Genomic DNA, 26,560 nt, shown 5'->3' on the forward strand with positions numbered 1-26,560 from the left:
TTTACGCGGGCGTTCCGGAGTTCACCGGACCAAATCGGTGACCCAAGCCCCGCGATCGGCACTATCCTCCTGGATTTTTTCGACACTTTTTCCGGACTGTAGATTTTTGTTTCTGGATTGTTTCTGGCGAACCACGATCGCGCCGCGCGCTCTTGCGGGCGCGCATGGACGGCTCGACATCATGCTTTTCGAGCCTGATGCGTCAGCTGCGCGCCTCACATCGGCGGAGCCACGCCATGATTGCCGACCACCACCCGGCGCGAAACGAGCTTGCCGCCGCTGCCGCGCTCGGCGCTGACGAACACGGTCATGCCTGGCTTGAGATCCGCAGGCGCAGCGGGCGCGAATTTCACGATCGGCGTCGATTGCGGGATGGCGATCTCTTTCTTCTGGCCATTGCTGTAGGTCAGCGTCACGGTCCTGCCGTTGACCTCGGTCACGTCGGCGACAGTGCCGTTGGTCATTCGGCTGTTGGGCTGCAAATCCCAATCGCGGTCGCCTTCTCCGGTTCCCTTTAACGCCGCCGGGAAGATCACTACTTCCAGCGCGCCGCTGCCGCCGTCGGCCTTGGACACCGATGCGATGCCGAGGAAATCGCCCTGGTTGATATCGGCGGCCGACGCCTTGGCGACACCGGAGATCATCCAGTCGGGGGAAAGGGTGATCGTTTCGGTCTTGCCGTCGCGGGCTTTCACCGTCAGCGTCGTACCGGCGAGGTCGACCACCGTGCCGCGCAAGCGCACGGTGTCCGCCTGAGCGGCGCCCGCAAAGCCTGAAATCATGCCGAGTACGATAGCGAATAGCTTCAGTTTCATGGAATCCGATCCTCTTCAAAGGGGCTGGCGTCGCCCGCCTTCCGGCAAGCGACGGAGAGCTAACGAATCGGAGTGGGCTAAATGCCGGCGGGTGCGGCCTTTGGCGCTTCAAAAGATCTTGATTGGGCTTCGCGCCACCTTACATGTCGGTGGCCTGCGGCCTCGGCTCCCAGCCGATGACCACGGTCACGATGGCGTGACGGCCAAAACGGCCTCTTGGCAAATCATCCGTTAACGGCCATTCTCCCGCCCGTCTCAGGCAACGCCACATTTCATCTGTGTTGTTTCATCCCAAGGAGTTGCCATGCCCAACACCGCAAGAAGCGCTGTTTCCAACAACATCATTGCCGCGTCCGGCCTCAATCCGCTGAAAGCCGTCCGCGAAACGAGGGGATATACGATTGAGGAGCTTTCCTTGACCTGCGGCCTGGCCGTGGGCGAGATCGTCGACATCGAGGACGGCAAGGATGCCGACCCCGCCAAGCTCAGGCGTATCGCTTCCGCGCTGCAAGTGCCGGAAGAGGAATTGATCATGATGCCGACCGAAGAGAATCGGCCCACACAGCAATAGAGACGCCGAAGCGTCCGCGAAAAAAGCCCGCCATGGCCCTCCCTGGCGGGCTTTTTGCGCCTTCCACAGATGGTCCCCTGGCCCTTGCCAACTGCCAGCGCGCCATGCGGCAATCCCGGCCGCTGCCACGATTCGGCGGCATCGAGTGGCCAACATGCCTGATTGAGGTTTCGCTCATGAGCTTGGAATCGGTCCGCGCCTTCTTTGCCGAACATGCTCCCGACATCGAGGTGCTGGTCACCGAAGCGAGCTCGGCGACCGTGGCACTGGCGGCCGACGCCCATGGCGTGCTGCCGGCGCAGATCGCCAAGACCATCTGCCTGCGCGTCGGCGAGGAGACCATGCTGGTCGTGACCAGCGGCACTGCCAGGCTCGACAACCGCAAATGCAAGGACACGCTCGGCGGCAAGCCGCGCATGCTCGACGGCGAACAGGTGCTTGCCGCGACCAGCCACCCGCCGGGCGGCGTCTGCCCCTTCGGTCTGCCGGCGCCGCTGCCGGTCTTTTGCGATGTGACGCTGCGGGCCTTCGACGAGGTCGTTCCCGCCGCCGGCGCGACGAATGCCGCCGTGCGGATTTCGCCGCAGCGGATGGCCGAACTTGTCGACGCCAAATGGGTCGACGTGTGCCAGTAGGGATTGGAGAGGACTTCTGGGGACAAGTCTCAGGCTTGAAAAATGGTCGGAGTGGCCGGATTCGAACCGACGACCCCTTGACCCCCAGTCAAGTGCGCTACCGGGCTGCGCTACACTCCGGACCGGGTGGCGATGTATCGTGATAACCCCGTGCGGGTCAACCGAATTCGGCGGCTAATTCGCCGATGACAGTGCCGCAGCAGGGAGGGCGCGCGCCAACCGCAATTCCTTCTGGTGCCGGTATTCCAGCGCGATCGCGCCCCAGATCAGCCCGAGCAGCAGATAGAGATGGCGCCAGTGATCGATGTCGATGAAGGTGCCGAGCCCGATATTGCCGAGATAGGCGACATAGGCGCAAAGCAGATAGGGCTGCCAGGGACGAGCGCGAAGGAGGATGCGGAAGCCGGCGCAGATCGTCCACAGGGTTAGCGTCAGGAACGAGACGAAGCCCAGCCAGCCATAGTCCATCAGCGCCTTCAGCCAGATGTCGTGCGTGTCCTCGCCGTAGATCGTGCCGAAGACCAGCGGGCCGATGCCGAACGGGTGTTCCAGTGCCAGCTGGAAGCCGATCGTATAGCGTGCGAAGCGGCCGAGGCGCGCGGTATCGTAGCTTTGCTCGAGATGCGCGCGCTGGGTGAACATGTCCGACACGCCGGGCAGCTGCAGGATGACGAGGATGGCGATGATCAGCAGCGCGAGCGCGGCGATCGTCATCACCACGACCCGCAGGCGGAACATGCCGCTGGCGCTCTGCAGGAAGAGGCAAGCGGTGAGCAGCACCGCCGAAACCGCGAACATGCCCCAGGCGCCGCGCGAGAAGGAGAAGAAGATGCCGGCGGTGATGATCAATAGCGGCACCGCCAGAAGCGGCATGCGCGATACCGGGCCGGTCAAGAGCAGATAAAGCAGGTAGGTGCCGGGCAGCACCAGGAACGGACCGAACACGTTCGGGTCCTGAAAGGCGCCGGCGGCGCGGTCGTATTTTGTGAACATCTCCGCGCCCGGAAAGGCATGGAAGTAGCCGGCGATGCCGAGCAGCGAGGTCGCCACAGCCGAGGCCACATAGGCGATGAAGATCAGCCGGTAGAGGTCAGGCTGGACCGATGTCACCGAGGCGAAGAAGACCGCGCTGAAGGCGAGAAACAGCGAGACCGCCAGATAGAGCGGCGTGTTGGCGAGATCCGCCATCTGCGTCATCGCGATCATGCCGCCGATGTTCATCGCCACCAACAGCACCAGCAGCGGCAATATCGCTCGCGATATTCTGAGGCCGAACAGCGCCCAGACGGCGATCAGCCCGGCCATGTAGAGCTCGTAGGGTGCCGGCTCGCTGATGACGAAGCCGGAAAGCAGGATGCCGACGACGATAGCGGCCGACGAGATCAGCGCGATCAGCTTTGCGTTGACCGCCTGAGGCGGCAACTGGTTGACCGCCTGAGGCGGCAACTTGCTGACCGCGTCCGCCGGCAACTCCTGCGCGAGCGCGCTCAATAGGCGTTTTCCGTGTTGAGCAGGCGGACGGGCGTCAGGAACAGGATGCGCAGGTCGAACAGCATCGACCAGTTCTCGATGTAGTAGAGATCGTATTCCGTGCGCATGCGGATCTTTTCATTGGTGTCCATCTCGCCGCGCCAGCCGTTGATCTGCGCCCAGCCGGTGACGCCCGGCTTGACCTTGTGGCGGGCGAAATAGCCGTCGACCACCTCGTTGTAGAGCAGGTTGTGCGATTGGGCGGCGATCGCATGCGGGCGCGGCCCGACCAGCGACAGCGAGCCGAACAGCGAGTTGAAGAACTGCGGCAGCTCGTCGACCGAGGTCTTGCGGATGAAGCGGCCGACGCGGGTGACGCGCGGGTCGTTCTTGGTCACCGTCTGCTTGGCGGTCGGGTCGGACCTGTCGGTATACATCGACCTGAACTTGTAGACCTCGATGACCTCGTTGTTGAAGCCGTGGCGCTTCTGCTTGAACAGCACCGGCCCCTTGCTGTCGAGCTTGATGGCGATCGCGGTGGCGAGCATCACCGGCGAGAATACGATGATGCCGACAAGCGAGAAGATGATGTCGAAGCTGCGCTTGGCGACCGAGTCCCAGTCGTTGATCGGCTTGTCGAAAATGTCGAGCATCGGCACCGAGCCGATGTAGGAATAGGCGCGCGGGCGGAACTGCAGCGCGTTGGAATGCGCCGAGAGCCGGATGTCGACCGGCAGAACCCACAGCTTCTTCAAAAGCTGCAGCACGCGCGATTCCGCCGTCAGCGGCAGAGACACGATCAGCATGTCGATGCGGGCGATGCGGGCGAACTCGATCAGCTCGGAAATGGTGCCGAGCTTCGGGTAGCCGGCGACGATCGGCGGCGAGCGCTTGTCGCCGCGATCGTCGAAGATGCCGCAGATGCGAATGTCGTTGTACGGCTGCTTCTCGACCGAGCGGATCAGCATTTCGGCCGACTTGCCGCCGCCGACGATGAGCGCGCGGCGCTCCATGCGCCCGTCGCGCGCCCAGCGCCTAATCAGCCTGGACATCACCAGTCTGAGCCCGAAGATCAGCACGAAGCCGACCACGAACCAGCTGCCGAACAGGAGGCGCGAATAGTCCTCCGAGGCCTTCATGGCGAAGGCCGTGAGAGCCATCAGCGCGAAGGTGCCGGCCCAGACGAGGAGCACGCGGCCGAAATTGGCGAGGGGGCGCATCAGCGCCGCGATCTGGTAGCTGTCGCTGACGTCAAGCAGCACCACCGCCAGGAACGAAGCTGCCGCGATCGTCAGCGGATATTGCCAGGCGAGATAGTTGAAGAAGCCGACATAGTAGAAATAGAGGCAGATGCCTGACAGGAAGAGCACGGCGAATTCGACCATGCGCAGCACACCGCTGACCATGATCGGCGACATTGTATCGCGCCGGTACTGCGAGGCGACCTGTCGCGCCACGTCATTGATGCCGGGCACTTGAGCTTCGGTCGGGCCGTCGAATTTGCGCACCGCTTCCATCGAAAAGCGGTGCGCGGGGTCGATCTCGTTCATGGGGATTGTCCGCGAGCTTCGCGCGAGTGAATAGCAAAAGAGAGCTAAGAAAGCCTTGAAACAACAGGTGGCTTTGAATGCGTATTGTTGCTTGCGACGACTGGCGGTTTTTCACGCCTATTGCAGATTAGTAAATTCTAAAGCTTTAGCGCCGCGAAGTAAGCCTTCTCGATCTCGGCCGCCATCACGTCGGCCCCGAATCGCGCCTTCAACTCGGGGTTTTGCGGCATCAGCTTGCGGTAGGCGCCGCGATCGTCGAGAGCCGTTCTGAGCCTGTCGGCAAGTTGGCGGGCATCGGGTCGGATCAGGGCAGGGGAGTCTTCGCCGAAGATCTCGGGAATGCCGCCCACGGCGGTGGCAATCATCGGCATGCCGGCTGCCAGCGCCTCGAGCACGATATAGGGCATTGCTTCCGCGCGGGACGGGACGACGATCAGCTCGGCCAGGGCGAAGGCTTCTCTGGCCGGCATCGGCGGCAGGAAACGGACATGGCCCTTCAGTCCGAGTCGCTCCACCTGCGCGTGGTAGCGTGGCAGGTCGTCGCCGGCGCCGACCATCACCGCGCTTACCCGGCGGCCGAGCTCCCTGCCGGCCCGCGCCAGCGCATCGATGAAGATGTCCGGGCCTTTGAGATCGCGCATCATGCCGATGTATATGAGATCGGCCGCATCGGCCGCCGGCGCCACCGGTTCGAACTCCACGGCCCGCAGGCCGTTATAGACCAGCCTGTTGGGGATGGGCGGCTCGCCGACCTTCCGTCGATAGGTTGTCCGCTCATAATCGGAAACGAACAGAAGGCAGTCGCTGAAGCGGGCCATGAAACGCTCCAGCGCGAAGAACAGCTTTCCGGTGGCCGTCGTTTCGTCATAGTGCAGCGAGCCGCCATGCGGCGAATAAAGGCGGGCCACGCGAGACCTTGAAACCCGCAACAGTGAGCCGAACAGACGGGCATAGGCGCCACCCTTGGCGCCATGCCCGTGCAGCACGTCCGGCCGCAATTCCTTGATGATTTGATAGGTGCGCCAGGCCGCGGCGATGTCGCCCGGTCCGATATGGCGCTGCATGGGCGTGCGATGGATGCCGAGCGCCAGGCGCTCCTTCATCGCTCCGAACAGCCGCTCCTCATAGTCGCCGCCCGTGGTTGAATCGCACACGATGCCCACGGAATGGCCGGCGGCGACCTGCGCCTCGGTCAGGTCGCGCACATGCCGGAAGATTCCCCCGACAGGTGAGCGGAAGCAGTGGACGATCCGGAGGTGAGCCGCCACGTTGATTGTCAGAACAAGCGTTCGCGGACGTAGACGGTGTCGCCGGGCAGGAGTGGATCGGATGTCTGCACCCTGCCGGTCATCACCTTGCCGTTGATGTCGCGGGTGATGTCGACGCTTTCCTGGTTGGCGCGCGGTGTGAAGCCGCCGGCGATCGCGATCGCCTTCTGCACCGTCAATCCCGGCACATAGGAATATTGCCCTGCGGCGCCGACTTCGCCCATGACGAAGATCGGCCGGTAGCGGTCGATCTCGACCGAGACGTCGGGATCGCGCAGATATCCCTGGCGCAATTTATCGGCGATTTCCTTTTCGAGCTGCTGGGCGGTGTGGCCGCGCGCCGGCACGGCGCCGACGAGCGGGAAGGAGATGTAGCCGGATTGGTCGACGCTGTAGGTGTTGGTCAGCCCGTCCTGCTCGAACACCGTGACGCGGATCCGGTCGCCGGCGCCGAGTCTGTATGGCTGGTCGAGCACTTCATGAAAGGCGGCGGGCGCCGGCCGGTAGCTGGAACAGCCGGTAAGCAGCGACAAGGCGAGCATGGCGCGAAAAAAATGAGCAGTGCTTTTCATGATCGGACACGAACCTTCGTCGCTCTCGCCACCGGTGAGGCGGCCAACCCCAGGAAGTGCGCCCGTTATCATCCTGTTAGGGTTAATGGTCGGTAAAGGATGGGCCTTAGACTCATCGGCTGCTGGCAAAAAGGCCAATTGTTCTATTGCTTTCGCAGGACGTTCTTTGAGTGCGTTCTAATAAGTACGCATCCTGATCTTAACGGCTGAGTTACCATAGTTGTTTACGGTCCATCCTCGACTCAAAGTTCGGAGCAGGATGCATGTCCGTTCAGTCCGCGGCCGCAGATGTCGATGTCGACCTGAGACAGCTCTTCGCCAGCCTAGCGAGGAATTGGCTGCGCATTGTTCTCGTCACGCTTGTCGTGACCGGGCTGGCGTTTGCCTTCGCCTGGCTGGCGACGCCGCAATATAAGGCAGTGGCCAAGCTGGAGATCGGGTCGCGCGAATCGGTCTTCACTCGGCCGGCCGGCACAACCAGCGACGACAAGCCGGCGACCGATGAGGAGGCTGTAGCCACTGAAGTCCAGATCATATCCTCGCCCGATATCCTCAAGAAGGTTGCCTCGGACCTCAACCTGGAAAAATTGCCGGAATTCGACGAAGCGTTGAAGATGTCGCCGTTCAGTCGCGCGCTTGTGCTTGTCGGCCTGAAGAGCGACCCCTTCGACATCCCGCCGGAAGAGCGCGTGCTCAAGGCAATGCACGATAAGCTCAACGTCTACGGCGTTGAAAAATCCCGCGTAATTGCCGTTGAGTTCTCCTCGAACAATCCGCAGCTCGCCGCCCAGGTCGCGGACGCCATTGCGCAGGCCTACCTTGCCTCAAAAGGCAGTGCGAAGATGGAATCGAACACCGCCGCCACAGGCTTCCTCGGCCCGGAAATCACCGATCTGCAGAATCGGGTGAAGGATGCCGAAGCCAAGGTTGCCGCCTATCGCGCGCAATCCGACCTGTTGATGGGCGGCAACAATTCGGTGCTCGCGACGCAGCAGCTCTCGGAACTGTCGAGCGAGCTTTCCCGGGTGCGCGCCAATCGCGCCGCCGCAGAGGCGACCGCCGACAGCGTGCGCAAGGCGCTGCAGAATGGCGGCACGCTGGACAGCGTGCCGGAAGTTCTGTCTTCCGAGCTGATCCAGCGCCTGCTCGAGCGGCAGGTAGAGCTCAGGACCAATATTGCCGATCTGTCGACGACGCTGCTCGACAACCATCCTCGCATCCGGGCGCTGAAGTCGCAGCTTGCCGATCTCAACGGCCAGATCCGCAACGAGGCGCAGAAGATCCTCAAGGGATTGGCGACTCAGGCACAGACCGCCAAGGCTCGCGAGGACCAGCTGGTCCAGGAGGTCAACACGCTGAAAGCCGCTTCGGCCCGCGCCGGCGAGCAGCAGGTGGAGCTCGATGCGCTGCAGCGCGACGCCAATGCCCAGCGCCAGCAGCTCGAATCCTATATGGCAAGCTACCGCGAGGCGGCCTCGCGCGCGGACCGCAACTATCTGCCGGTCGACGCCCGTCTGCTTTCCAAAGCACAGGTGCCGACCGAACCGTATTTCCCGAAGATCGGCCCGATCACTGGTGCCGCCGCCGCCGCGTCGCTGCTGCTGATGGCGATCAGCACGCTTCTGAGGGAATTGTTCTCCGGCCGTGCCATGCGTCCGGCCGCCGGAGCCCGATTCGAGCCGATCGAACAGGTGGCGATGCCGGTGGCGCGCACCGAACCGGCGCTCGCCGATGCCGAGGATGAAGCTAGCGACGATTCGGTCGCTGACGAGCGGATCGGGCAGGGCACCGTCATGGAGGCAGCGCCTGCCGAGCCGGTAGATCCACCAGACCCGGCACAGCCCGAAGCGCGCCGGTCATGGCAGCCGAGGCTTGGCGAGATCGATGTCGAGAAGGCGGCGGAAAAGCTGATTGCCTCGGGTGCCGCGCGCGCCATCTTTGTCTCCCCGGAAGGCGACGAGGCCGCCGCCACCGCCGTGCTGGTGGCGCGCGAAGTGTCGGATGCGGGCCTCCGGGTGCTCCTGCTCGATCTCACCGCCTCGGGCGCCGCCTCGCGCCCGATGCTGGACAGCGGACTGCTTCCCGGCATCACCAATCTGCTGGCCTCCGAGGCGCAGTTCAGCGACGTCATCCATCCCGATCTCTATTCGGACGCGCATGTGATTCCGGTCGGTACCGCCGATCCTATCCGCGCCATGCGCGCCGCCGACCGGCTGCCGATCATCATGCAGTCGCTGACCACGGCTTACGACCTCGTCGTTGTCGAATGCGGCCCTGCCGACGCACAAGGCATTGGCCGACTGGTCGGCGATGGCACGGAAGTCTTCCTGTCGATGCTTGAAGCCGATGACGAGGTGACGCAGGCGGCGGTCAAGCTGATCGAGAACGGCTATCCGGATGTCACGCTGGTCACGCCGGTTGGCCATGAACCGGGAGATCCATTGCCCGGACGCCGGTCGGCAGCCTGAACACATATCGCCCGCGAAGCGCTCGGATTTTGAGTCTCGCGCTGGCGGACGACGGTCAGGCGTCGTCCTCGGCAACAATAGGGGCGGCCTGTCCGGCAGCCTTCCGGCGCAAGCTCTTGGTCAGTTTCCACACCGTCGGACTGTTCTTGATGAAGGCCTTCGCCCGCGCGCCTTGCCGTAACCCTGTGGCTAGCACGCGACCTTTCAGCGTCAGCGGCATCAGCACCTCGAAATGCTGGACCTCGATGTCGCACCAGAGCCGCTTGTAGGGCTCGTCGCCGACCGAGAAATCATAGAGGTCGAAGCCTTGCTCGCAGGCTTCCTGGATGTTGTCGAAGAACAGGAAGTCGCCAGGGCTGGTGAAGGCGAGATCATCCTCGGCGATCGCGCCGAACTCGCAGATCAGGCGCTTGCCTGAGCGGCTGGTGCCGGTAACGGCGCGAAGTTTTCCCGCTACCTCCAGCCCGTGCAGCAGGAAGGATGGCTCCTGCTCGGCAAGCGCATCGGCAAACAGCGCCCGGAAGAAGGCGCGCACGCCTTCATCGCCGAACACGTTGGCGATGCCCATCTTGGCGAAGCGCGCCTGCTTCATGTCGAAGAAGGCGTCGAGCAACCTGTCGACCTCCTTGCGGCTTCGCCCCTCGCTACGGCGGAAGCTGCCGACGGCCTCGAACTTGCGCGTCTGCGAGCGGTGCTTCTTGCGCTTCCGCTTGCCGCTCGCGCGGCTGAGCAGCGCGTCGAAGCCGCCATCGAGGTCGACGGCCAGCGCAAGGTTAGGGCTCGGAAAATTGGGCAACGCGGCGAGCGGGTTGGCGGTGCCGTCGAGATCGGGCAGCAGCCGCTCCAGCGAAACGAGGTCGATGTCGGGCCGTGCCGTGGCGATTGACGAGAGCAGGGAGCGGATCGCAGGAACGTCGAAAGCAGGCAAAAGCCGCGGGTCGGTTGCGGGGAAATTGCCGTTGGCATGACGTCCGCCGGCGAAACGAGCGACGCGGAACGGGCCGTTTCGGACCACTTCCAGCGCCAGCGAAAGAGCCGGTCGACCCTCGATGCTTAGCGTGGCGACCGCCATATCGGCTTCGGTCTTGGCCGCCCAGTTGCTCACCCAGGACGCGCTCTGCGCCGGAGCAAACAGCGCCGAAGCGCAGAATTCTGCATAGCCCGCAAGACCGGTGCCGTCGGTCACCGCCGCCGTCAGTCTGCCTCGGCTCGAGGCAGGCGCACGCGCCGGCGCTTCGTTGGCAGCGACGCGATTGCCGTCAAATGACGCGGCGGCGTCAACCATCCCTCAATCCTTAAGACGTATTGGTTGCAACCTGGGGTTCGCGTAGGTCCTTGGATGAGCCTAGGCGCAAAAGGTGAAGGAATGATCGACGGGGCCGAGGCAATCCGGAAGCTGGCGTTGAACGTTGCCCGCTACACCGGTCTCGCTCCGCTGGCGAGGCCGTTTGTCGGCGGCATCGGTGCCATCTTGATGTTGCATCGCGTGACCGCGACGCCCGAGAAGCCGAACAGCGTCAATCGCCATCTGAACATCGCCCCTGCCTTCCTCGACAAGCTGATCGCCGACATGAAGGAAAGGGGCTATGCCTTTGTTGCCCTTGATGAAGCGATCGAACGCATCGAAGCGGGCGGCAAACACGGCCAGTTCGCCACCATCACCGCCGACGATGCCTATCGCGACAACATGACGGAGGCGCTGCCGGTATTGGAGAAGCACGGTGCGCCGATCACCATCTATGTCGCGCCCGGCCTGATCGACGGTGCCGTCGACCTGTGGTGGGAAGTCATCGAGGATATCGTCGACACCGGCTCGCACCTGACGCTGAAGACTGCGAGAGGATCGACGGTCGTCGATTGCTCGACACCCGGCCGAAAGATCCAGACCATTGCAAGGCTGAACGCGTGGTTGACCCTGGAGGTCCCGGAGGAAGAGCAGGGCGCCGCGCTGCGTGAACTGGCGCGCTCCAACGGCATCGAGCTCGGCACCGGCCGCCCCGGCACCCTGATGAGCTGGGATGAGATTCGCAAGGTGGCCGCCCATCCGCTGGTGACGATCGGCGCGCACACCGTCAACCACCGCAACCTCAAGCGGTTGTCCGAGGCGGAAGCGCGTCACGAGATCGGCGACGTCCGCCGTATCCTCATGGAACGGCTGGGCGCAGAGCCGCGCCACTTCGCTTACCCCTACGGTTATCCCAGCGCGGTCGGCTGCCGCGAGGTCGGCTTCGCTCGTGATGCCGGCTATGTCTCGGCGGTGACGACCCGGCATGGCGTCCTGAGAGCCGAGCATGCCGGTTTCCTGCATGCGCTGCCGCGCATCTCCGTCAACGGCCGCTACCAGAGCGTCGCCCATATCCGCACGATGTTGTCGGGTGTGACCACGCCGCTCGCCAATGCCGGCAAGACGGTCGTCACCATTTAGCCCGAAGGGGCGTCAGCATCTGTGGAAATAGCGGTAGGTGTCCGGCGCGCTCATCCATTTGAGCTGCGACGCAAGCCCGCCATGCGCGTTGATCCAGCCTCGGATGTCGGCAGCATAGGCATTCCACAAGACGGCGGTCATGTCGGTGCGGTGCGCCAGATGGAAGCCGAAGCTTGCCGCAGGCATCACGCAGATGCGGCTGCGGGGAATGTAGCCGAGCAGCACCGTGCAGGCCGACTGGCATTTGCCGACGATGCGGACATTGACGCCGCGCGCGGCGAGCCCCTTCCAGCGCTGGCTGTACGCGGCGACGCTGCCGCCATGATCGTCCGACACGTTGATGGTTTCGGCGGCTGCCATCGAGGCCGCCATGCAGGCGATGATCAGGATCAATCCCGCGAACGAGGCTTTTGGCATGACGCAAGCCCTCCCTGCCATGCGGTCAAGCCAGGCAAGTTAGTCCCAATGCGCAATCACGTATGAATCACGTTAGCGTTAGCGCGGCCGCGCTCAGCCCTTCTGAGGCGGCTCCAGGATCAGCCATTTGATGATGCCCATCGCCGGCAGCACCCAGAACAGGCCGCTGAGCAGGAAGAACAGGAAATGCGCCAAGGAGCCGTATTCGGCGAGCCTTGTGACCGCGATGGCCGAGGCGATCAGCGCGTAGATGACGACCAGCGCCACCAGCAGGATGGTTCCGATCAGCTTTCTCAGGCGAATGGGCATGTCGCGGTCCCGTTGACCCGCTTCGCTTAGGCCGATTGGGGAGCGGGCGCAACCGCCGTGGGCCGGCGCGACGGCGTGCCGCGCTGTCCGGTCTTGCCAGCCGGGCGGCCATGGTCCACCAATCCCGCGATTTTCAACTGCCGGGAAACCCCCATGGCCGCCATAACCACCACGGCCCCATACGCCGCCCGCGATCGCGATCTCCACAACCGCGCGCTGGTGCGCGGCTGGCTTTATTTGGTGCTGGTCGTGCTGGCCGCGCTGGTGCTGGTCGGCGGCGCCACAAGGCTCACCGGTTCCGGCCTGTCGATCACCGAATGGCAGCCGATCCATGGCGTGATCCCGCCGCTCAACGATGCCGAATGGCAGGAAGAGTTCCAGCGCTACCAGCAGATCCCCCAATATACAGAGCTCAACAAGGGCATGAGCTTAGAAGCTTTCAAGTCGCTCTTCTGGTGGGAATGGGTGCACCGCATCCTCGCCCGCAGCGCCGGCGCGGTCTTCGCATTGCCGCTGTTGTTCTTCTGGGCGACGCGCCGCATCGAACGCGGCCTCGGGCCGAAGCTTCTAGGTATACTTCTGCTCGGCGGCCTGCAGGGGGCCATCGGCTGGTGGATGGTGGCCTCGGGTCTAGTCGACCGTGTCTCGGTCAGCCAGTACCGGCTGGCGACGCATCTGACGCTCGCGGCGCTAATCTTCACCGCCACCATGGTTGTCGCGCGAGGATTGGCGCCGCACTCCGAGCGCGCCGCCGACCGCTCGACCCAGCGGCTTGCCGGCGCGATCGTGCTCTTGGCACTGATCCAGATCTATCTCGGCGGCCTGGTTGCCGGCCTCCACGCCGGCCTCTCCTACAACACCTGGCCGCTGATGGACGGCAAGGTGATCCCGGCCGATCTCCTGCTCTTGAAACCTGCCTGGCTGAATTTCTTCGAGAACCCGAAGACTGTGCAGTTCGTGCACCGGCTCGGCGCTTACACGCTCTTTGCGGTGGCGCTCTGGCACATGATCGCCACCTGGCGGCGTCAGCCCGGCACCACGCATGCCCGCCGCGCCACGCTGCTGTTCCTGCTGGTGCTGGCGCAGGCCTCGATCGGCATCGGCACGCTTTTGATGCAGGTGCCGCTGCACATGGCGCTCACCCATCAAGGCGTCGCGCTGATCGTGCTCGGCTTCGCCGCCGCGCACTGGCGCGGCACCAAGGGTGCCTATCCGCTGCCCACCGAGATCGCCGTCAAAGGCTGAGGCGCGCCTTGCGCATCGTCGCTCAGTGCTTGATGCCGAGCATCAGGTCCAGATTCTGCACGGCAGCGCCGGAAGCACCCTTGCCGAGATTGTCGTAGACGGCCAAGAGCAGCGCCTGCGCCCGCTCGTCATTGGCGAACACATAGACCTTCATCCGGTTGGTGCCGTTATAGGCCTCCGGATCGATCTCCGGCATGCGCTCCATATGCGTATAGGGCGCAACCTCGACCACGCCGCCGCCGACCGACGCATAGTGATCGGCGATCGCCGCATGAAGCTCGGCGCCGCTCGGCACACGGTCGAGGCCGACCAACTGCAGCGGCACCACCGTGATCATGCCTTGCGCGAAATTGCCGACGGCGGGCTGCATGATCGGATCGTGCGACAGCTTCGCGTAGGTCCTGAGCTCCGGCACATGCTTGTGCTGCAACGTGAGCCCATAGGGCAGGAATTCAGGCGCGTCCTCGCCCTTGCCGACATAGTCCTCGATCATCGGCCGGCCGCCGCCGGAATAGCCGGAGATGCCGTTGACGGTGACGGGGAAATCGGCAGGCAGCAGGCCGGCCGAGACCAGCGGACGCAGCGTCGCGATAGGGCCCTGCGGCCAGCAGCCGGGATTGGCGATGCGTTTTGCACTGGCGATCTTGTTGGCCTGATCCTTGTCCATTTCGGCAAAGCCGTATTCCCAGCCTTCGGCCACACGATGCGCGGTCGAAGCGTCGATGACCTTGGTCGTATCGTTCTCGATCAGCGATACGCTTTCCTTGGCCGCGGCATCCGGCAGGCAGAGGATCGCGACATCGGCGGCGTTGAGGAATTCGGCCCTGGCCGCGGCTTCCTTGCGGCGGTCGGCGGGAATGGAGATGATCTCCAGATCGCCGCGGTCGGCCAGCAGCGCCCTGATCTGCAGGCCTGTCGTGCCATGTTCGCCGTCAATGAAGATTTTCGGTTTCATCGGTTGCCAAAATCCCTGCGATTCCAGAGCTATATGCCTTGAGCGTTATGTAGTACGGCATGAGTGCCGTTGTTCAGGTCGTCGAGCCGCGCCTTCCTTTCGGCCACCAGGCCGAGATAGTGCATGGCGATGATCGATCCGGCGATCGCCGTAATATCGGCATGATCATAGGCCGGCGCAACCTCGACGACGTCGGCACCGACGATATCGATCTGGCCGAGTTGGCGCAGCGTCGAAAGCATCTTGGCCGAAGACGGGCCGCCGGCCACAGGCGTGCCGGTGCCCGGCGCGAACGCCGGATCGAGGCAATCGATGTCGAAGGTAAGATAGGTCTTCCTGCCGCCTGTGCGCTCCACGATCGCGTAGGCGATGTCGGAGGCGCGCATCTCCTCGACTTCATGGCCGTAGATGATCTTGATACCGAACGTGTCCGGCGCATGGGTGCGGATGCCGATCTGGATCGAGCGGTCTGGATCGATGACGCCTTCTTTGACCGCGCGGGCGACGAAGGAGCCGTGATCGATGCGCCTGCCGTCGTCCGGCCAGGTGTCCTGATGCGCGTCGAACTGCACCAGGGCCAGCGGCCCATGGATCGCTGCATGCGCCTTCAGCAGCGGCCAAGTGACGAAATGATCGCCGCCGAGCGTCAAAAGAAATGCGCCTGAGCTCAGGATCTTGGCCGCCTCGCGCTCGATCGTACCGGGCGTCTTCTGGTGGTTGCCGCTGTCGAGCAGGCAATCGCCGTAGTCGACCACGGCGAGCTGTTCGAACAGGTCGCGCGAGAACGGATATTGCGGATCGTTGTCGAGGATCGCCGAGGCGCGGCGAATCGCCTGCGGCCCGAAGCGCGCGCCGGGACGATTGGTGACCGCGGCGTCGAAGGGAATGCCCCACACGACGGCGTCCGCGCCCTTCGCATCCTTCGTATATTTGCGCCGCATGAACGACAGCGCGCCGGCATAGGTCGGCTCGAGCGACGCCCCCGTTTTGGAACGGGCGGTGAAGGCGTGGTCGATCTCTTGGTTCGCCATTACGGGTCCTCGGTTGTCATCGGGGAGCCACAACTACAGAACCGGCACGCAACTTGCCAGTCACAGCTTGCCGATATCGAGCGGCGCTCGAGGAGTGCCACGGCAGCACAGGATTTGTCTCGCCATGACGCCTCGCCAAACAAATTTGAGCAAACAGCTAGCCGGCTTCGTTCACCTCCCTGTCATGGGCATCGCCTAACCGGGTCCCGACCCGGAACGGAGCGATTCCCCGATGCGAACACTCTGGCTGAGCCTTCTTCTGTCTGCCGCGCTTGCGACTGCCTCGAGTCAAACCTTAGCCGGTGAGACGCGCGCCGCCCAAATCCTCGACCGCTTCGAACACGCCAACCAGTGGCGCGACCATGTGATGATCGCGGCGCATCGGGCCGGCAGCATGCAGGCCGGCAAGACGCTTTATGCCGAGAATTCGCTTGCCGCGGTCGAGGGCTCGATCGCGAGCGGCGCCGAGATAGTCGAGGTCGATGTGAGGCGCTCGAAGGACGGCGCGTTCGTCATCATGCATGACAGCTGGCTCGACCGTACCACGAACTGCAAGGGCGAGGTGGTGGAATATACGCAGGCGCAGCTGAAGAAGTGCCGGCTGGTGATCGAGGGCACCGGCGCCGTCACCAGCGAGCCGGTGTCGACGCTGCGCGAAATGCTGCTGACGACCAAGGACAGGATCCTGATCAATCTCGACAACAAGCTCGAGGTGACGGACCTGCCCGGCATGATCGCGGTTGCCCGCGATCTCGGCATGGCCGATCAGGTGATCGTCAAGGAGAACCTGTGGAACCAGGCGCGCATTGAAGCCGCGAAGGCCGCGCTCGCCCAGGCGGGCGGCGGCTTCCAGTTCATGCCGATCCTTGCCGATGACGCCGTGCACGATGCCGCCTTTGCCGGCGAGGTCGACAAGGCGTTCGCGCCACGCGCTATCGAGCTGATCAACTGGCGCAACGGCGCCGAGACGCTGACCGCAAACGGCGGCCCGCTGTTCAGCACGCGCATGCGGGCTACAGCCGTCCGCGGCGACTGGCACCTCTGGGCCGATACCTATGCCATCGTCAACAAGCCGGGCGGCTTCCTTGCCGGCGGCCGTGGCGACGAGCTGGCGGTCGCTGCCAGCCTGCCGCGCGAGGCTTGGGGTTTCTGGGTCGATCGCGGCGCCACCATCATCCAGACCGACGAGCCAAAAGCGGTGATCGAATGGCTGGCTGCCAATGGCTATCGCGTACCGTACACGACGGACATCAAGCAAGCCGAGTCGGCGCATACGGCCAGTATTAATTAAGCTGACGTCGGCGCTTCACCCCGCCCGGCGCTTCGCGCCGACCTCCCCATCGAGGGAGCTAGAGCGTCGTGCCAGCCTGCCGTCGCTGCATGCCTGCGATATTCATGAAATGCTAAACCCGTTTGAGCGAAAAGCGCGGCGCCTTACCTCCCCTTGATGGGGAGGTCGCGCTGCAGGCGCGGGCGGGGTGCTGCGCCAACCTACGCCGCTTTCGCCACCCCATTCAACTCGCGCAGCACATCCGCCGACAGCTCCAGCTCCGCTGCCGCAAGGTTCTCGCGCAGATGCCCGACCGACGACGTGCCCGGGATCAAAAGGACGTTGGGCGAACGCTGCAACAACCACGCCAGCGCAACCTGCATCGGCGTCGCGCCGAGCCGCTCGGCCACGCCGGACAGCGTCGAGGATTGCAACGGGCTGAAGCCGCCAAGCGGAAAGAACGGCACATAGGCGATGCCGTGGCGCGCCAGTTCATCGATCAGCGCGTCGTCGTCGCGATGCGCCAGATTGTACTGGTTCTGCACACAGACGATGTCGCAAATCTTGCGGCCTTCCTGGATTTGCGCTCGGGTGACGTTGCTCAAGCCGATATTGCGCACCAGGCCCTTGCGCTGAAGCTCGGCGAGCTTGGTGACCTGCGCCTCGATGGAGCCCTCCGCTGGACCATGCATCCCGAACATGATGCGCAGATTGACGACGTCCATCACCTCGCGGCCAAGATTGCGAAGATTATCATGTACGGCCTGTTCGAGCTCATCGGCTGTGAAGGCCGGCAGCCAGGAAGCATCTTCGCCACGACGGGCGCCGATCTTTGTGACGATGGTGAGGTCGTCGGGGTAGGGCGATAGCGCCTTGCGGATCAGCTTGTTGGTGACTTTCGCGAAGCAGCTCGCGCCACGGCCGGCAGCGCGTCAGCGCTCAGCGAAGCCATCCGCCGTCTGGAAACCCAACTCGGTGTTCGGCTCTTAAACCGCACCACGCGCAGCGTTGCTTTGACCGAGGCTGGTGCCAGCCTGCTGGCGCGGCTCGGCCCCGCATTGGGCGAGGTAGAAGCTGCGCTCGATGTGGTGAACGGCTTTCGCGACCGGCCCGCCGGAACGTTGCGTCTCAACGTGCCGATAAGCGCCTCGCGGCTGGTGCTGCCCAAAATCGTTCCGGGATTTCTCGCGGCCTATCCCGCCATTCGCCTGGAGGTGATCGCCGAGGAGAACTTTGTCGATGTGCTGGTGGCCGGCTGCGACGCCGGAATCCGCTATGACGAGCGGCTGGAGCAGGACATGATCGCGGTGCCGATCGGACCGCGCGCGCAGCGCTTCACGACCTCCGCCGCGCCGTCCTACCTTGACCGGCACGGTCGGCCGCAGCACCCGCGCGACCTGCTTGGCCATGCCTGCGTGCGCGGCCGCTTTCCGAGCGGGGTCATGACGCCCTGGGAGTTCGAGCGGGACGGCGAGGTGGTGCGGGTCGATCCCACGGGGCCATTGGTCGTCAGCATCGGTGGAGGCGTCGATCTAGCTGTCGATGCGGCGATCGCCGGCGTCGGCATCCTTTGGCTCTTCGAGGACTGGGTGCGCCCGTATTTCGACAGCGGCGTTCTGGAACCGGTGCTCCAGCCCTGGTGGCAAAGCTTCTCGGGGCCGTTTCTTTATTACCCTGGCCGGCGCTTGGTGCCGGCACCGCTGCGCGCCTTCATCGACTACATAAAAACCCCGGCCGGGCACTGGTGACGGAAACAAAAAAGCCGCCCGGAGGCGGCCTTTTCGAAATGCTTGGACTTCGCAGCGCTTAGCGCTTCGAGAACTGGAAGCTGCGGCGGGCCTTGGCCTTGCCGTACTTCTTACGCTCGACCACGCGGCTGTCGCGGGTGAGGAAGCCGCCCTTCTTGAGCACCGAACGCAGGCCCGGCTCGTAATAGGTCAGCGCCTTGGAGATGCCGTGACGCACGGCGCCCGCCTGGCCGGAGAGACCGCCGCCGATGACGGTGGCGACGATGTCGTACTGGCCGGCGCGGTTGGCGGCGACGATCGGCTGGTTGAGGATCATCTGCAGCACGGGACGCGCGAAATAGGTCGCGAATTCCTTGTCGTTGACGATGATCTTGCCGGAGCCCGGCTTCACCCAGACGCGCGCGATGGCGTTCTTGCGCTTGCCGGTGGCATAGGCGCGGCCCGACTTGTCGAGCTTCTGGACGTGGACAGGCGCGGCCGGCTGCGCGGCGGTCGTGACAGTCCCGAGTTCTGCGAGCGAGGAAAGCTCAGCCATTACGAGGCCCTCTTGTTCTTGGAGTTCAGCTTGGCCACGTCGAGCGTGACGGGCTGCTGGGCCGCGTGCGGATGCTCAGTGCCTGCATAGACGCGGAGATTCTTCATCTGGCGGCGGCCAAGCGGGCCGCGCGGGATCATGCGCTCCACAGCCTTCTCGACGACGCGCTCGGGGAAGCGGCCCTCGAGCAGCTGGCGCGCGGTGCGCTCCTTGATGCCGCCGGGATGGCCGGTGTGCCAGTAATAGACCTTGTCGGTGTACTTCTTGCCGGTGAACACCACCTTGTCGGCATTGATGACGATGACATTGTCGCCATCATCGACATGCGGGGTGAAAGTGGGCTTGTGCTTGCCGCGCAGATGGTTGGCGATGACAGTGGCAAGGCGGCCGACGACGAGACCCTCGGCGTCGATCAGCACCCACTTCTTCACCACATCCGCAGGCTTCTGCGAAAAGGTAGCCATGTTTTGCTCTCAGGTTGACCGTCCTGTCCGCGAACGGCAGGAACAGGCGTTTTTTGTTGCTTGAATTGACGGAGAGGCCAAGCCGTCCGGCAATAACAAAACGGCGGCCCTTGCGGCCGCTGTTTCGTGACGGCTTATAGGCGAGGGTGCCGGATGCGTCAAGCCAAGCGGAAACTCTACTGGCGCTGAAAATAAAGCAAAAACAATCAATTGGCGAAACGGTATTATTTTACCTCATCCATTCGCTTCGGCGGGATCGAATAGGTCCCTGTGGCGTGGGCCACCGTGTGCCGGTCGGCCCCGGCGACGATGTCGATGTCGAAGACCATCAGGCTCTTTCCGAGCTTAAGGATACGGCAATGGCCGTCGATCGGTCCGGCCTCGGCCTTGCGCATGAAGTTGATGTTGAGATTGGTCGTCACCGAAAGCGCATCCGGCCCGGCATGGCTGAGCACGCACACATAACCGCCAATGTCGGCAAGCGTGAACAGGGCTGGACCCGAGACCGTGCCGCCGGGGCGCAGATGGCGCTGGTCGGCATTGAGCCGCACCGTGCAGCCGCCCGGAAACACTTCCAGCGCCTCATAGAAGGAGAACTGGTCGTTGAGCTGCGGATAGACGTTTGCCATCAGCGCGTTGACTTCGGCCGCGGTCAGCACCGGCTTGAGATTGCTTTGAGCGGGCATGCGCGATTCCTATATACGGGAAGTTCCAGACGGCGCGCCTGGACCAAACGGTGCCACGGAGAAAACACGTCTCGCGGCTGTTCTTCAATCGGCAGCATGTTAGTTCTGTTGCTCCATGACCCGGGACCGCTGATCGAGAGGTTCAAAAATGGCCGAAGTCGTTGCCATCAAGCCCGCCGTCGCCGACGGCCCGGTTCTTGTCAGCCAAGACAAGGGCGTGCTGCGACTCACCCTTGCAAGCCCGCCGGCCAACGCGCTGTCGCTGGCGACGATGGCGGCGCTGCAGGCCGAGTTCGACCGCGTGAAGGACGACAAATCCGTACGCGTCATCATCCTGGCAGCGTCAGGCAAAGTGTTTTGCGCCGGCCACGACCTCAAGGAAATGACGGCGCACCGCGCCGAACCGGATCGCGGCCGCGCCTTCTTCGAAAAGACCTTTGTCGCCTGCGCAAAGCTGATGCAGACCATCGTTCGCCATCCGAGGCCGGTGATCGCCGAGGTCGACGGTCTGGCTACCGCGGCCGGATTGCAGCTTGTCGCGAGCTGCGACCTCGCCATCGCCTCGCACGAAGCGACCTTCTGCACGCCCGGCGTCAATATCGGCCTGTTCTGCTCGACGCCGATGGTTGCGCTGTCGCGCAACGTCTCGCGCAAGCAGGCGATGGAAATGCTTCTCACCGGCGAGACGATCGATGCGGCGACGGCCAAGGAGTTCGGTCTCGTCAACCGGATCGTGCCGCGCGAATATCTGAATCAGGTTGTCAACAAATACGCGCAAACCGTTGCTTCAAAATCGTCTTTGGTGGTCAAGACCGGCAAGGAGGCGTTCTACACCCAGGCCGAAATGGGGCTGGCCGACGCCTACGCCTATACCGGCCGTGTGATGGTGGAAAACATGCTGGCGCGCGACGCCGAGGAAGGCATCGGCGCCTTCATCGGCAAGCGCAAGCCGGAATGGGCCGACGAATAATTGACCCGAGAATGCAGCGCGCTTTTTCATGATTGAAGGTCCGACGTGGCTGCCCGCAAGCAACTGACGCGGCTGAAAGCGCCCTATCTCAAGCGCATTCTGCTTGAGTCTTCGCGCGTCGCGGATTGGGACGGATATCCATGGAGCCTGCCGATCTTCCGGGATCGCGAGTTCGAGTTCGAATTCACGTCGGCTATCACCATCATCGTTGGCGAGAACGGCACCCGCAAATCGACGCTGCTCGAAGCCATCGGCGCGCTGGCCGGCTATGACGAGGCCGGCGGCGGCAAAGGCTATATGCCCGTCGACCACTCAGGCGCCATCGACAAAAGTGGTGCTGCACTTGCCGCTGCGCTGCGCTGCCATTGGCTGCCGAAGGTCACCGCGGGCTGGTTCTTTCGGGCGGAGTCCTTTTACTCCGTGGCTCGTTATCTTGACCAGGCGGCGCTGGAGTCTGGCGGAGCGCCGCCGGACTTCCTGTCATGGTCGCATGGCGAAGGGTTCATCCGCTTCTTCGAGGAACGCTGCCGACGACAGGGCATCTACATCCTCGACGAGCCCGAAAGCGCGCTCTCGCCGACGCGCCAGATCGAGTTGCTGAAGCTGCTTCAGCGCATGGAGCGGTCCGGCACCGCGCAGGTGATCATGGCGACGCACTCTCCGTTGCTGATGGCCTGCCCGAACGCGCGGCTCTTCCGCATCAGCCGCATCGGCCTCGATCTGATTGATTTTCAGGACACCGATCATTTTCGCATGATGCGTGACTTCTGCAGCGATCCGGCTGCCTTTCTCGCCGATGCGCTGTATGAGGACGAGCCATGAATCACGACGCCTACGACAACAGCTACATTGCCGGCATTCTGAACTCGGTGAAGACCATTGCCATGGTCGGCGCCTCGCCCAACGACGTGCGGCCGAGCTATTTCGTGCTGAAATATCTGCTGCCCAAGGGTTTTTCGGTGTTGCCGATCAATCCCGGTCATGCCGGAAAGCAGATCCTTGGACAGACGGTCTATGCCAGCCTGGCCGACCTGCCGCATCCGGTCGACATGATCGACATTTTTCGCGGCTCGGCCGCTGTACCTGGCATCGTCGAGCAGGTACTGAAGCTCGATCCGCTGCCGAAGGTCGTCTGGATGCAGCTTGGCGTTCGCCATGACGAGGCCGCCGCGCGCGCCGAGGCAGCCGGCATCAAGGTGGTCATGAACCGCTGTCCCAAGATCGAATATGGCAAGCTGTCGGGCGAGATCGGCTGGACCGGCGTCAACTCCGGCGTGCTGTCGTCGAAGAAGCCTTTGATGCGCAAGGGTTTCCAGAGTTTTGGCGTGCGCCAGAAATAGGCGGACCACCAGGCGCGCAAAATTATTCCGGGAAGAAACGGATTTTCCCGGGCGTTCGACGCAGATCGCACGCCGAAAGGTATTTTGTTCTTTGCATTCACGACCGCGCTTGGCCAAGAATGCCCGGGGATTTCCGCAAGTTTGAGAGGGAGGCTTCGATGACCCGTACGCCCGGTTTCAACACGCTCGCCGTCCATGCCGGCGCCAAGCCGGACCCGGCGACCGGCGCGCGCGCCACGCCGATCTATCAGACCACCTCCTATGTCTTCGATGACGCCGACCACGCCGCCTCGCTGTTCGGGCTGAAGGCCTTCGGGAACATCTACACCCGCATCATGAACCCGACGCAGGCTGTTCTCGAGGAGCGTCTCGCCGCGCTCGAAGGTGGCACTGCCGCGCTGGCCGTCGCCTCCGGCCACGCCGCCCAGGTCATCGTCTTCCACAATCTGATGCGGCCGGGTGACAATTTCGTATCTGCCACAAAGCTTTATGGCGGCTCCATCAACCAATTCGGCCACGCCTTCAAGAATTATGGCTGGGAGGTTCGCTGGGCCGATACCAACGATCCATCGACCTTTGAGAGCCAAATCGACGACAACACCAGGGCGATCTTCATCGAAAGTCTCGCCAATCCGGGCGGCATCTTCGTCGACATCGAGAAGATCGGCGACATCGCTCGCAGGAACGGCCTGCCGCTGATCGTCGACAACACGCTGGCCTCGCCCTATCTCGTGCGGCCGATCGAGCATGGCGCCGACATCGTGGTGCATTCGCTGACCAAGTTCATCGGCGGCCACGGCAATTCGATCGGCGGCGCCATCGTCGACGGCGGCACCTTCGATTGGTCGAAGTCGGGCAAATACCCGATGCTGTCGGAGCCTCGCCCTGAATATGGCGGCCTCGTCCTGCACGAGACTTTCGGCAACTTCGCCTTTGCCATTGCCGCGCGCGTGCTCGGCCTGCGCGACCTCGGCCCGGCGATCTCGCCCTTCAACGCCTTCCTGATCCTGACCGGCCTGGAAACCTTGCCGCTCAGGATGCAGCGTCATTGCGACAACGCAGCGAGCGTCGCCGCCTGGCTTTCCAACCATCCGAAAGTCGCCTGGGTGAACTATCCCGGACTGCCGAGCGACAAGAACAATGCGCTGCAGAAGAAATACTCGCCGCAGGGTGCCGGCGCCGTTTTCACCTTTGGCCTCAAGGCCGGCTACGAGGCCGGCGTCAAGTTCGTCGAGGCGCTGGAACTGTTCTCGCACCTCGCCAATGTTGGCGACACCAAGTCGCTGGTCATTCACCCGGCTTCGACCACGCACCGGCAACTGTCCGACGAGCAGAAGGTAAAGGCCGGTGCCGGCCCGGACACGGTCCGCCTGTCGATCGGCATCGAGGACGTCAACGACATCGTCGCCGACCTCGAACAGGCGCTGAGCAAGGTCTGAGCGCGATGTCCGCCTTTCTCGCGGTTGATCCCGAAACTGTCGAGCCGGAGGCCGGCGCGCCGGCCCCGGACCGCTTGATCTCCGGCGATCCGAAATTCCGCACCTGGAATGTCGAGGAGCGGGACGGCAGCCTTTATGCCGGCATCTGGGAAGCGACGCCGGGCAAGTGGCGCATCGTCTATGACGAATGGGAATTCTGCCACATCCTGTCCGGCGTCTCGGTGATCGCCGAAGACGGCGGCGACGCGCGCACGGTCAAGGCCGGCGACAGTTTTGTGCTGCGGCCGGGTTTCAAGGGAACCTGGGAAGTGCTGGAGACGACGCGGAAGGAATATGTGATCAAGCTGTGAAGCGCGCTTGCCGGGCTGTTAGAGCAGCCGGTCGACATCCGCTCCGGAGAAACCGAATCCGGCCATCAGGTCGCGGTGCCACCGGCTTCCAAGCAGGTCGCCCAGACCGTCATCGACACGCCGCCTCAACGCGTCGTTGCCTTTAGCGACCGCAAACGCGCCGGCGGCGGGCAACCGTTCGGACGCGGGAACGTCAATGACATCGGCCAGCGCAGCCGGTCGCCGCGCGATATAGCCGCGATGCGCCATGGCAACGCTGGCATAGGCCTGCACCCTGCCGATAGCCACCGCCTCCGCTGCCTCGGCCTGCGTGGCGAACACACTGATCCGCTCCGGCGGCACGCCATTCTCAAGGGCCGTCCGATGCTGGATCTGGTTCGATATCACGCCAAGCCTCGCGGAAGGGTGGCCTGCAAGAGAGCGATAGCCCTCAAGGTCGAGCGGGTTGCCCTTGGCAACCATCAAGCCGTCCGGCAGCGACCAGATCGGGCGACTGAAGTCCACCAGCTTGCTGCGCTCTTCGGAGATGAACAGGCCGGTGGTCATGTTCCAGCGGCCGTCGGCCAGTCCCGGCAGCAACTCGGCGAATTCGGTCTCGACGGGCGTGAAAGCCGTCGTTTGGGACATCGCGAAGATCTTCTCGGCCAGCATCGCGTCGCAGCCGCCGACTTTCCCGGATGCATCGGTGAAGCAGAAGGGCGGTTCCTGCAGAAAGGCGAATCTCATTTTCAGATCTTCGGATTATTGCGGTTCAGAAGCGCACCGAGAGCGCTTCCAATCCATGAAAATGATAGGTGTCGCGGAAGCGCGGCTCTTCCGTCAGGCCTAGATCCGGCAGCCGGTCGAACAGCGTCTTCAGCGACACCTGCAACTCCAGCCTGGCCAGCGGCGCGCCGATGCAGAAGTGGATGCCGGCGCCGAACGACACGTTCTTCTGGTCGGTTCGCGCCGGGTTGAATGTGGCCGGTCCGGCGAAAGCCAGCGGGTCGTGATTGGCCATGCCGAGCAGCAGCGCCACCGTCTCGCCGGGCTTGAGCAAAATGCCCGGAGCAGCTTCCATCTCTTCATAGGCATAGCGCAGGAACATGTGCAGCGGCGCATCGTAGCGCAGGCATTCCTCGACCGTGGCGGCATTGGCCTCCGGTGTTGCGAAGAAGCGGCGCGCATCGCCGCCCTGCGCGAGGATCGTTCTCACGGCATTTCCGGTCTGATGCACAGTCGCTTCGTGCCCTGCGTTGAGCAGAAGGATAGCTGAGGAAACCAGCTCGTCCTCCGAGAGCTTCTGGCCGTTGTCCTGGGCCTCGATCAGCAGCGAAAGCAGATCGTCGCCGGGTCTCTTGCGCCGCTCGGCGACATAGCCGCGCAGGAACGCCGCGAAATCGCGCGCGGCGCGGTTGGCCGTCTCCTCGGTCTCGCGCGTGCGGCCGTGCATGTACATGGCGACCGTCTGATGCGACCAGTCGAGCAGTTGCGGCCCCATCTCGACCGGAACGCCGAGCATCTCGGCGATGATGGTGATCGGCAAGGGCGAGGCGTAACCGGGCAGAAGATCGACGGAGCCCGGCTCGAAGCGGTCGATCAGCTCATTGGCCAGAGCGTCGATGCGCGGCCTCAGTCGCTCGACCTGGCGCGAGACAAAGGCTCGATTGACCAAAGTTCTCAGCCTAGTATGCACCGGCGGCTCGAGCTCAAGCATCGAATTGGCTTCGATGGCGTCGAAGGCTGTCAGGTGCGAACGGTCGTCGCCAACCCCGCGGCTGTCGGGAATGCCGGCCGGGTTCTGGCGGCCGAAGCGACGATCGCGAAGCAGGCGGTTGACGTCGTCGAAGCCGCCGAAACACCAAAAACCGTAATTCTCCCAGAAGAAGGCGTTCGAAGCGCCGTGCAAGAAGGCGTAGGCCTCATACGGGTTCTGCACAAAGGCAGGTTCATGCGGGTCGAGGCGCAGGCGGCGGCTGACGGGATCGAACGTGAGATAGGGTGGCATCATGTTCGACCAATAGCGCGCCTTGCCGGCCCGATGCCAT

Annotated in this window: 26 protein-coding genes, 1 tRNA gene and 2 pseudogenes; 12 read left to right on the top strand and 17 right to left on the bottom strand. The window is 63.6% G+C overall.

The window, feature by feature from the left end:
* Positions 1 to 215: 215 nt before the first annotated feature.
* A complete protein-coding gene (locus CK224_RS22315; protein WP_095783257.1) occupies positions 216 to 815 on the bottom strand; it encodes a hypothetical protein in 600 nt (199 codons plus the stop codon).
* Between the two features lie 304 nt (positions 816 to 1,119).
* On the opposite strand from CK224_RS22315, the gene CK224_RS22320 reads away from it, so the two are divergent.
* A complete protein-coding gene (locus CK224_RS22320) occupies positions 1,120 to 1,386 on the top strand; it encodes a helix-turn-helix transcriptional regulator (RefSeq protein ID WP_095778649.1) in 267 nt (88 codons plus the stop codon).
* A gap of 176 nt (positions 1,387 to 1,562) precedes the next feature.
* A complete protein-coding gene (locus tag CK224_RS22325) occupies positions 1,563 to 2,021 on the top strand; it encodes a YbaK/EbsC family protein (protein ID WP_095778701.1) in 459 nt (152 codons plus the stop codon).
* A gap of 43 nt (positions 2,022 to 2,064) precedes the next feature.
* Here CK224_RS22325 and CK224_RS22330 read toward each other — a convergent pair.
* The 5 genes from CK224_RS22330 to CK224_RS22350 form a co-directional block, all read right to left on the bottom strand.
* Positions 2,065 to 2,141, bottom strand: a tRNA-Pro gene (locus tag CK224_RS22330).
* Between the two features lie 54 nt (positions 2,142 to 2,195).
* Positions 2,196 to 3,443, bottom strand: a complete 1,248-nt coding sequence (locus CK224_RS22335; RefSeq protein WP_095783316.1) for an O-antigen ligase family protein — start codon at positions 3,441 to 3,443, stop codon at positions 2,196 to 2,198.
* A gap of 65 nt (positions 3,444 to 3,508) precedes the next feature.
* On the bottom strand, positions 3,509 to 5,041 hold the full coding sequence (locus CK224_RS22340; RefSeq protein ID WP_095783258.1) for an undecaprenyl-phosphate glucose phosphotransferase: 1,533 nt from the start codon (positions 5,039 to 5,041) through the stop codon (positions 3,509 to 3,511).
* Positions 5,042 to 5,178: 137 nt separating this feature from the next.
* A complete protein-coding gene (locus CK224_RS22345; RefSeq protein ID WP_095783259.1) occupies positions 5,179 to 6,309 on the bottom strand; it encodes a glycosyltransferase family 4 protein in 1,131 nt (376 codons plus the stop codon).
* An 8-nt stretch (positions 6,310 to 6,317) separates the two neighbouring features.
* Positions 6,318 to 6,881 carry a polysaccharide biosynthesis/export family protein gene (locus CK224_RS22350; protein WP_095783260.1) on the bottom strand — a complete coding sequence of 188 codons (564 nt, stop codon included), beginning with the start codon at positions 6,879 to 6,881 and terminating at the stop codon, positions 6,318 to 6,320.
* A gap of 263 nt (positions 6,882 to 7,144) precedes the next feature.
* On the opposite strand from CK224_RS22350, the gene CK224_RS22355 reads away from it, so the two are divergent.
* Entirely contained in the window at positions 7,145 to 9,349 is a 2,205-nt protein-coding gene (locus tag CK224_RS22355; RefSeq protein WP_095783261.1) for an exopolysaccharide transport family protein, read from the top strand.
* Positions 9,350 to 9,404: 55 nt separating this feature from the next.
* Here CK224_RS22355 and CK224_RS22360 read toward each other — a convergent pair whose 3' ends face one another.
* Positions 9,405 to 10,634, bottom strand: a complete 1,230-nt coding sequence (locus tag CK224_RS22360) for a GNAT family N-acetyltransferase (protein ID WP_095783262.1) — start codon at positions 10,632 to 10,634, stop codon at positions 9,405 to 9,407.
* 81 nt (positions 10,635 to 10,715) lie between these two features.
* Here CK224_RS22360 and CK224_RS22365 point away from each other — a divergent pair, with 81 nt between their 5' ends.
* The gene (locus CK224_RS22365; protein ID WP_095783263.1) at positions 10,716 to 11,774 is read left to right on the top strand and encodes a polysaccharide deacetylase family protein; all 1,059 of its coding nucleotides are present in this window, start codon (positions 10,716 to 10,718) and stop codon (positions 11,772 to 11,774) included.
* Positions 11,775 to 11,786: 12 nt separating this feature from the next.
* On the opposite strand, the gene CK224_RS22370 is transcribed toward CK224_RS22365, so the two are convergent.
* Entirely contained in the window at positions 11,787 to 12,191 is a 405-nt protein-coding gene (locus CK224_RS22370) for a hypothetical protein (protein ID WP_067000818.1), read from the bottom strand.
* Between the two features lie 93 nt (positions 12,192 to 12,284).
* Positions 12,285 to 12,500: a DUF2842 domain-containing protein gene (locus tag CK224_RS22375; RefSeq protein WP_067000821.1), complete on the bottom strand. Its 216-nt coding sequence runs from the start codon at positions 12,498 to 12,500 to the stop codon at positions 12,285 to 12,287.
* Positions 12,501 to 12,653: 153 nt separating this feature from the next.
* Between CK224_RS22375 and CK224_RS22380 the strand changes: the two genes are divergently transcribed.
* Positions 12,654 to 13,745: a COX15/CtaA family protein gene (locus CK224_RS22380; protein WP_095783264.1), complete on the top strand. Its 1,092-nt coding sequence runs from the start codon at positions 12,654 to 12,656 to the stop codon at positions 13,743 to 13,745.
* 22 nt (positions 13,746 to 13,767) lie between these two features.
* Here CK224_RS22380 and argC read toward each other — a convergent pair whose 3' ends face one another.
* Positions 13,768 to 14,700, bottom strand: coding sequence for an N-acetyl-gamma-glutamyl-phosphate reductase (gene argC, locus CK224_RS22385; RefSeq protein ID WP_095783265.1), 933 nt, complete (start codon positions 14,698 to 14,700; stop codon positions 13,768 to 13,770).
* Positions 14,701 to 14,729: 29 nt separating this feature from the next.
* On the bottom strand, positions 14,730 to 15,731 hold the full coding sequence (gene speB / locus CK224_RS22390; RefSeq protein WP_067000830.1) for an agmatinase: 1,002 nt from the start codon (positions 15,729 to 15,731) through the stop codon (positions 14,730 to 14,732).
* Between the two features lie 232 nt (positions 15,732 to 15,963).
* Between speB and CK224_RS22395 the strand changes: the two genes are divergently transcribed.
* Positions 15,964 to 17,022, top strand: a complete 1,059-nt coding sequence (locus CK224_RS22395) for a glycerophosphodiester phosphodiesterase family protein (RefSeq protein WP_095783266.1) — start codon at positions 15,964 to 15,966, stop codon at positions 17,020 to 17,022.
* A 200-nt stretch (positions 17,023 to 17,222) separates the two neighbouring features.
* Here the strand turns inward: CK224_RS22395 and CK224_RS22400 are convergent.
* Positions 17,223 to 17,897, bottom strand: a pseudogene (locus CK224_RS22400) (oxidoreductase); the annotation flags it as partial.
* On the opposite strand from CK224_RS22400, the pseudogene CK224_RS22405 reads away from it, so the two are divergent.
* A pseudogene (locus tag CK224_RS22405) lies at positions 17,898 to 18,749 on the top strand (LysR substrate-binding domain-containing protein); the annotation flags it as partial. It lies immediately after the preceding pseudogene.
* 58 nt (positions 18,750 to 18,807) lie between these two features.
* On the opposite strand, the gene rpsI reads toward CK224_RS22405, so the two are convergent.
* The 3 genes from rpsI to CK224_RS22420 all read right to left on the bottom strand — a co-directional run bounded on the left by rpsI (position 18,808) and on the right by CK224_RS22420 (position 20,434).
* Positions 18,808 to 19,284, bottom strand: a complete 477-nt coding sequence (rpsI, locus tag CK224_RS22410) for a 30S ribosomal protein S9 (RefSeq protein WP_066989448.1) — start codon at positions 19,282 to 19,284, stop codon at positions 18,808 to 18,810.
* Entirely contained in the window at positions 19,284 to 19,748 is a 465-nt protein-coding gene (gene rplM, locus CK224_RS22415) for a 50S ribosomal protein L13 (protein WP_066989450.1), read from the bottom strand. The genes rpsI and rplM overlap by 1 nt, the downstream gene beginning before the upstream one ends.
* A 224-nt stretch (positions 19,749 to 19,972) precedes the next feature.
* On the bottom strand, positions 19,973 to 20,434 hold the full coding sequence (locus CK224_RS22420; protein WP_095778659.1) for a PaaI family thioesterase: 462 nt from the start codon (positions 20,432 to 20,434) through the stop codon (positions 19,973 to 19,975).
* A 148-nt stretch (positions 20,435 to 20,582) separates the two neighbouring features.
* On the opposite strand from CK224_RS22420, the gene CK224_RS22425 reads away from it, so the two are divergent.
* The 5 genes from CK224_RS22425 (at position 20,583) to CK224_RS22445 (ending at position 24,533) form a co-directional block, all read left to right on the top strand.
* Entirely contained in the window at positions 20,583 to 21,404 is an 822-nt protein-coding gene (locus CK224_RS22425) for an enoyl-CoA hydratase (protein WP_095783267.1), read from the top strand.
* Positions 21,405 to 21,449: 45 nt separating this feature from the next.
* Positions 21,450 to 22,226: an AAA family ATPase gene (locus tag CK224_RS22430; RefSeq protein WP_095783268.1), complete on the top strand. Its 777-nt coding sequence runs from the start codon at positions 21,450 to 21,452 to the stop codon at positions 22,224 to 22,226.
* A complete protein-coding gene (locus CK224_RS22435; RefSeq protein ID WP_095783269.1) occupies positions 22,223 to 22,744 on the top strand; it encodes a CoA-binding protein in 522 nt (173 codons plus the stop codon). The genes CK224_RS22430 and CK224_RS22435 overlap by 4 nt, the downstream gene beginning before the upstream one ends.
* A 158-nt stretch (positions 22,745 to 22,902) precedes the next feature.
* Entirely contained in the window at positions 22,903 to 24,183 is a 1,281-nt protein-coding gene (locus CK224_RS22440; RefSeq protein WP_095783270.1) for an O-acetylhomoserine aminocarboxypropyltransferase, read from the top strand.
* A 5-nt stretch (positions 24,184 to 24,188) separates the two neighbouring features.
* Positions 24,189 to 24,533, top strand: a complete 345-nt coding sequence (locus CK224_RS22445; protein ID WP_066989461.1) for a cupin domain-containing protein — start codon at positions 24,189 to 24,191, stop codon at positions 24,531 to 24,533.
* A gap of 18 nt (positions 24,534 to 24,551) precedes the next feature.
* On the opposite strand, the gene CK224_RS22450 is transcribed toward CK224_RS22445, so the two are convergent.
* Together CK224_RS22450 and CK224_RS22455 are read right to left on the bottom strand one after the other, a co-directional pair.
* Positions 24,552 to 25,259 (bottom strand): transporter substrate-binding domain-containing protein, encoded by a 708-nt coding sequence (locus CK224_RS22450; protein ID WP_095778663.1) that lies wholly within the window; start codon positions 25,257 to 25,259, stop codon positions 24,552 to 24,554.
* A 25-nt stretch (positions 25,260 to 25,284) separates the two neighbouring features.
* Entirely contained in the window at positions 25,285 to 26,523 is a 1,239-nt protein-coding gene (locus CK224_RS22455; RefSeq protein ID WP_095783317.1) for a cytochrome P450, read from the bottom strand.
* Positions 26,524 to 26,560: the final 37 nt, after the last annotated feature.

Source organism: Mesorhizobium sp. WSM3862, from assembly GCF_002294985.1.
In the GTDB taxonomy this organism is placed as follows: domain Bacteria; phylum Pseudomonadota; class Alphaproteobacteria; order Rhizobiales; family Rhizobiaceae; genus Mesorhizobium.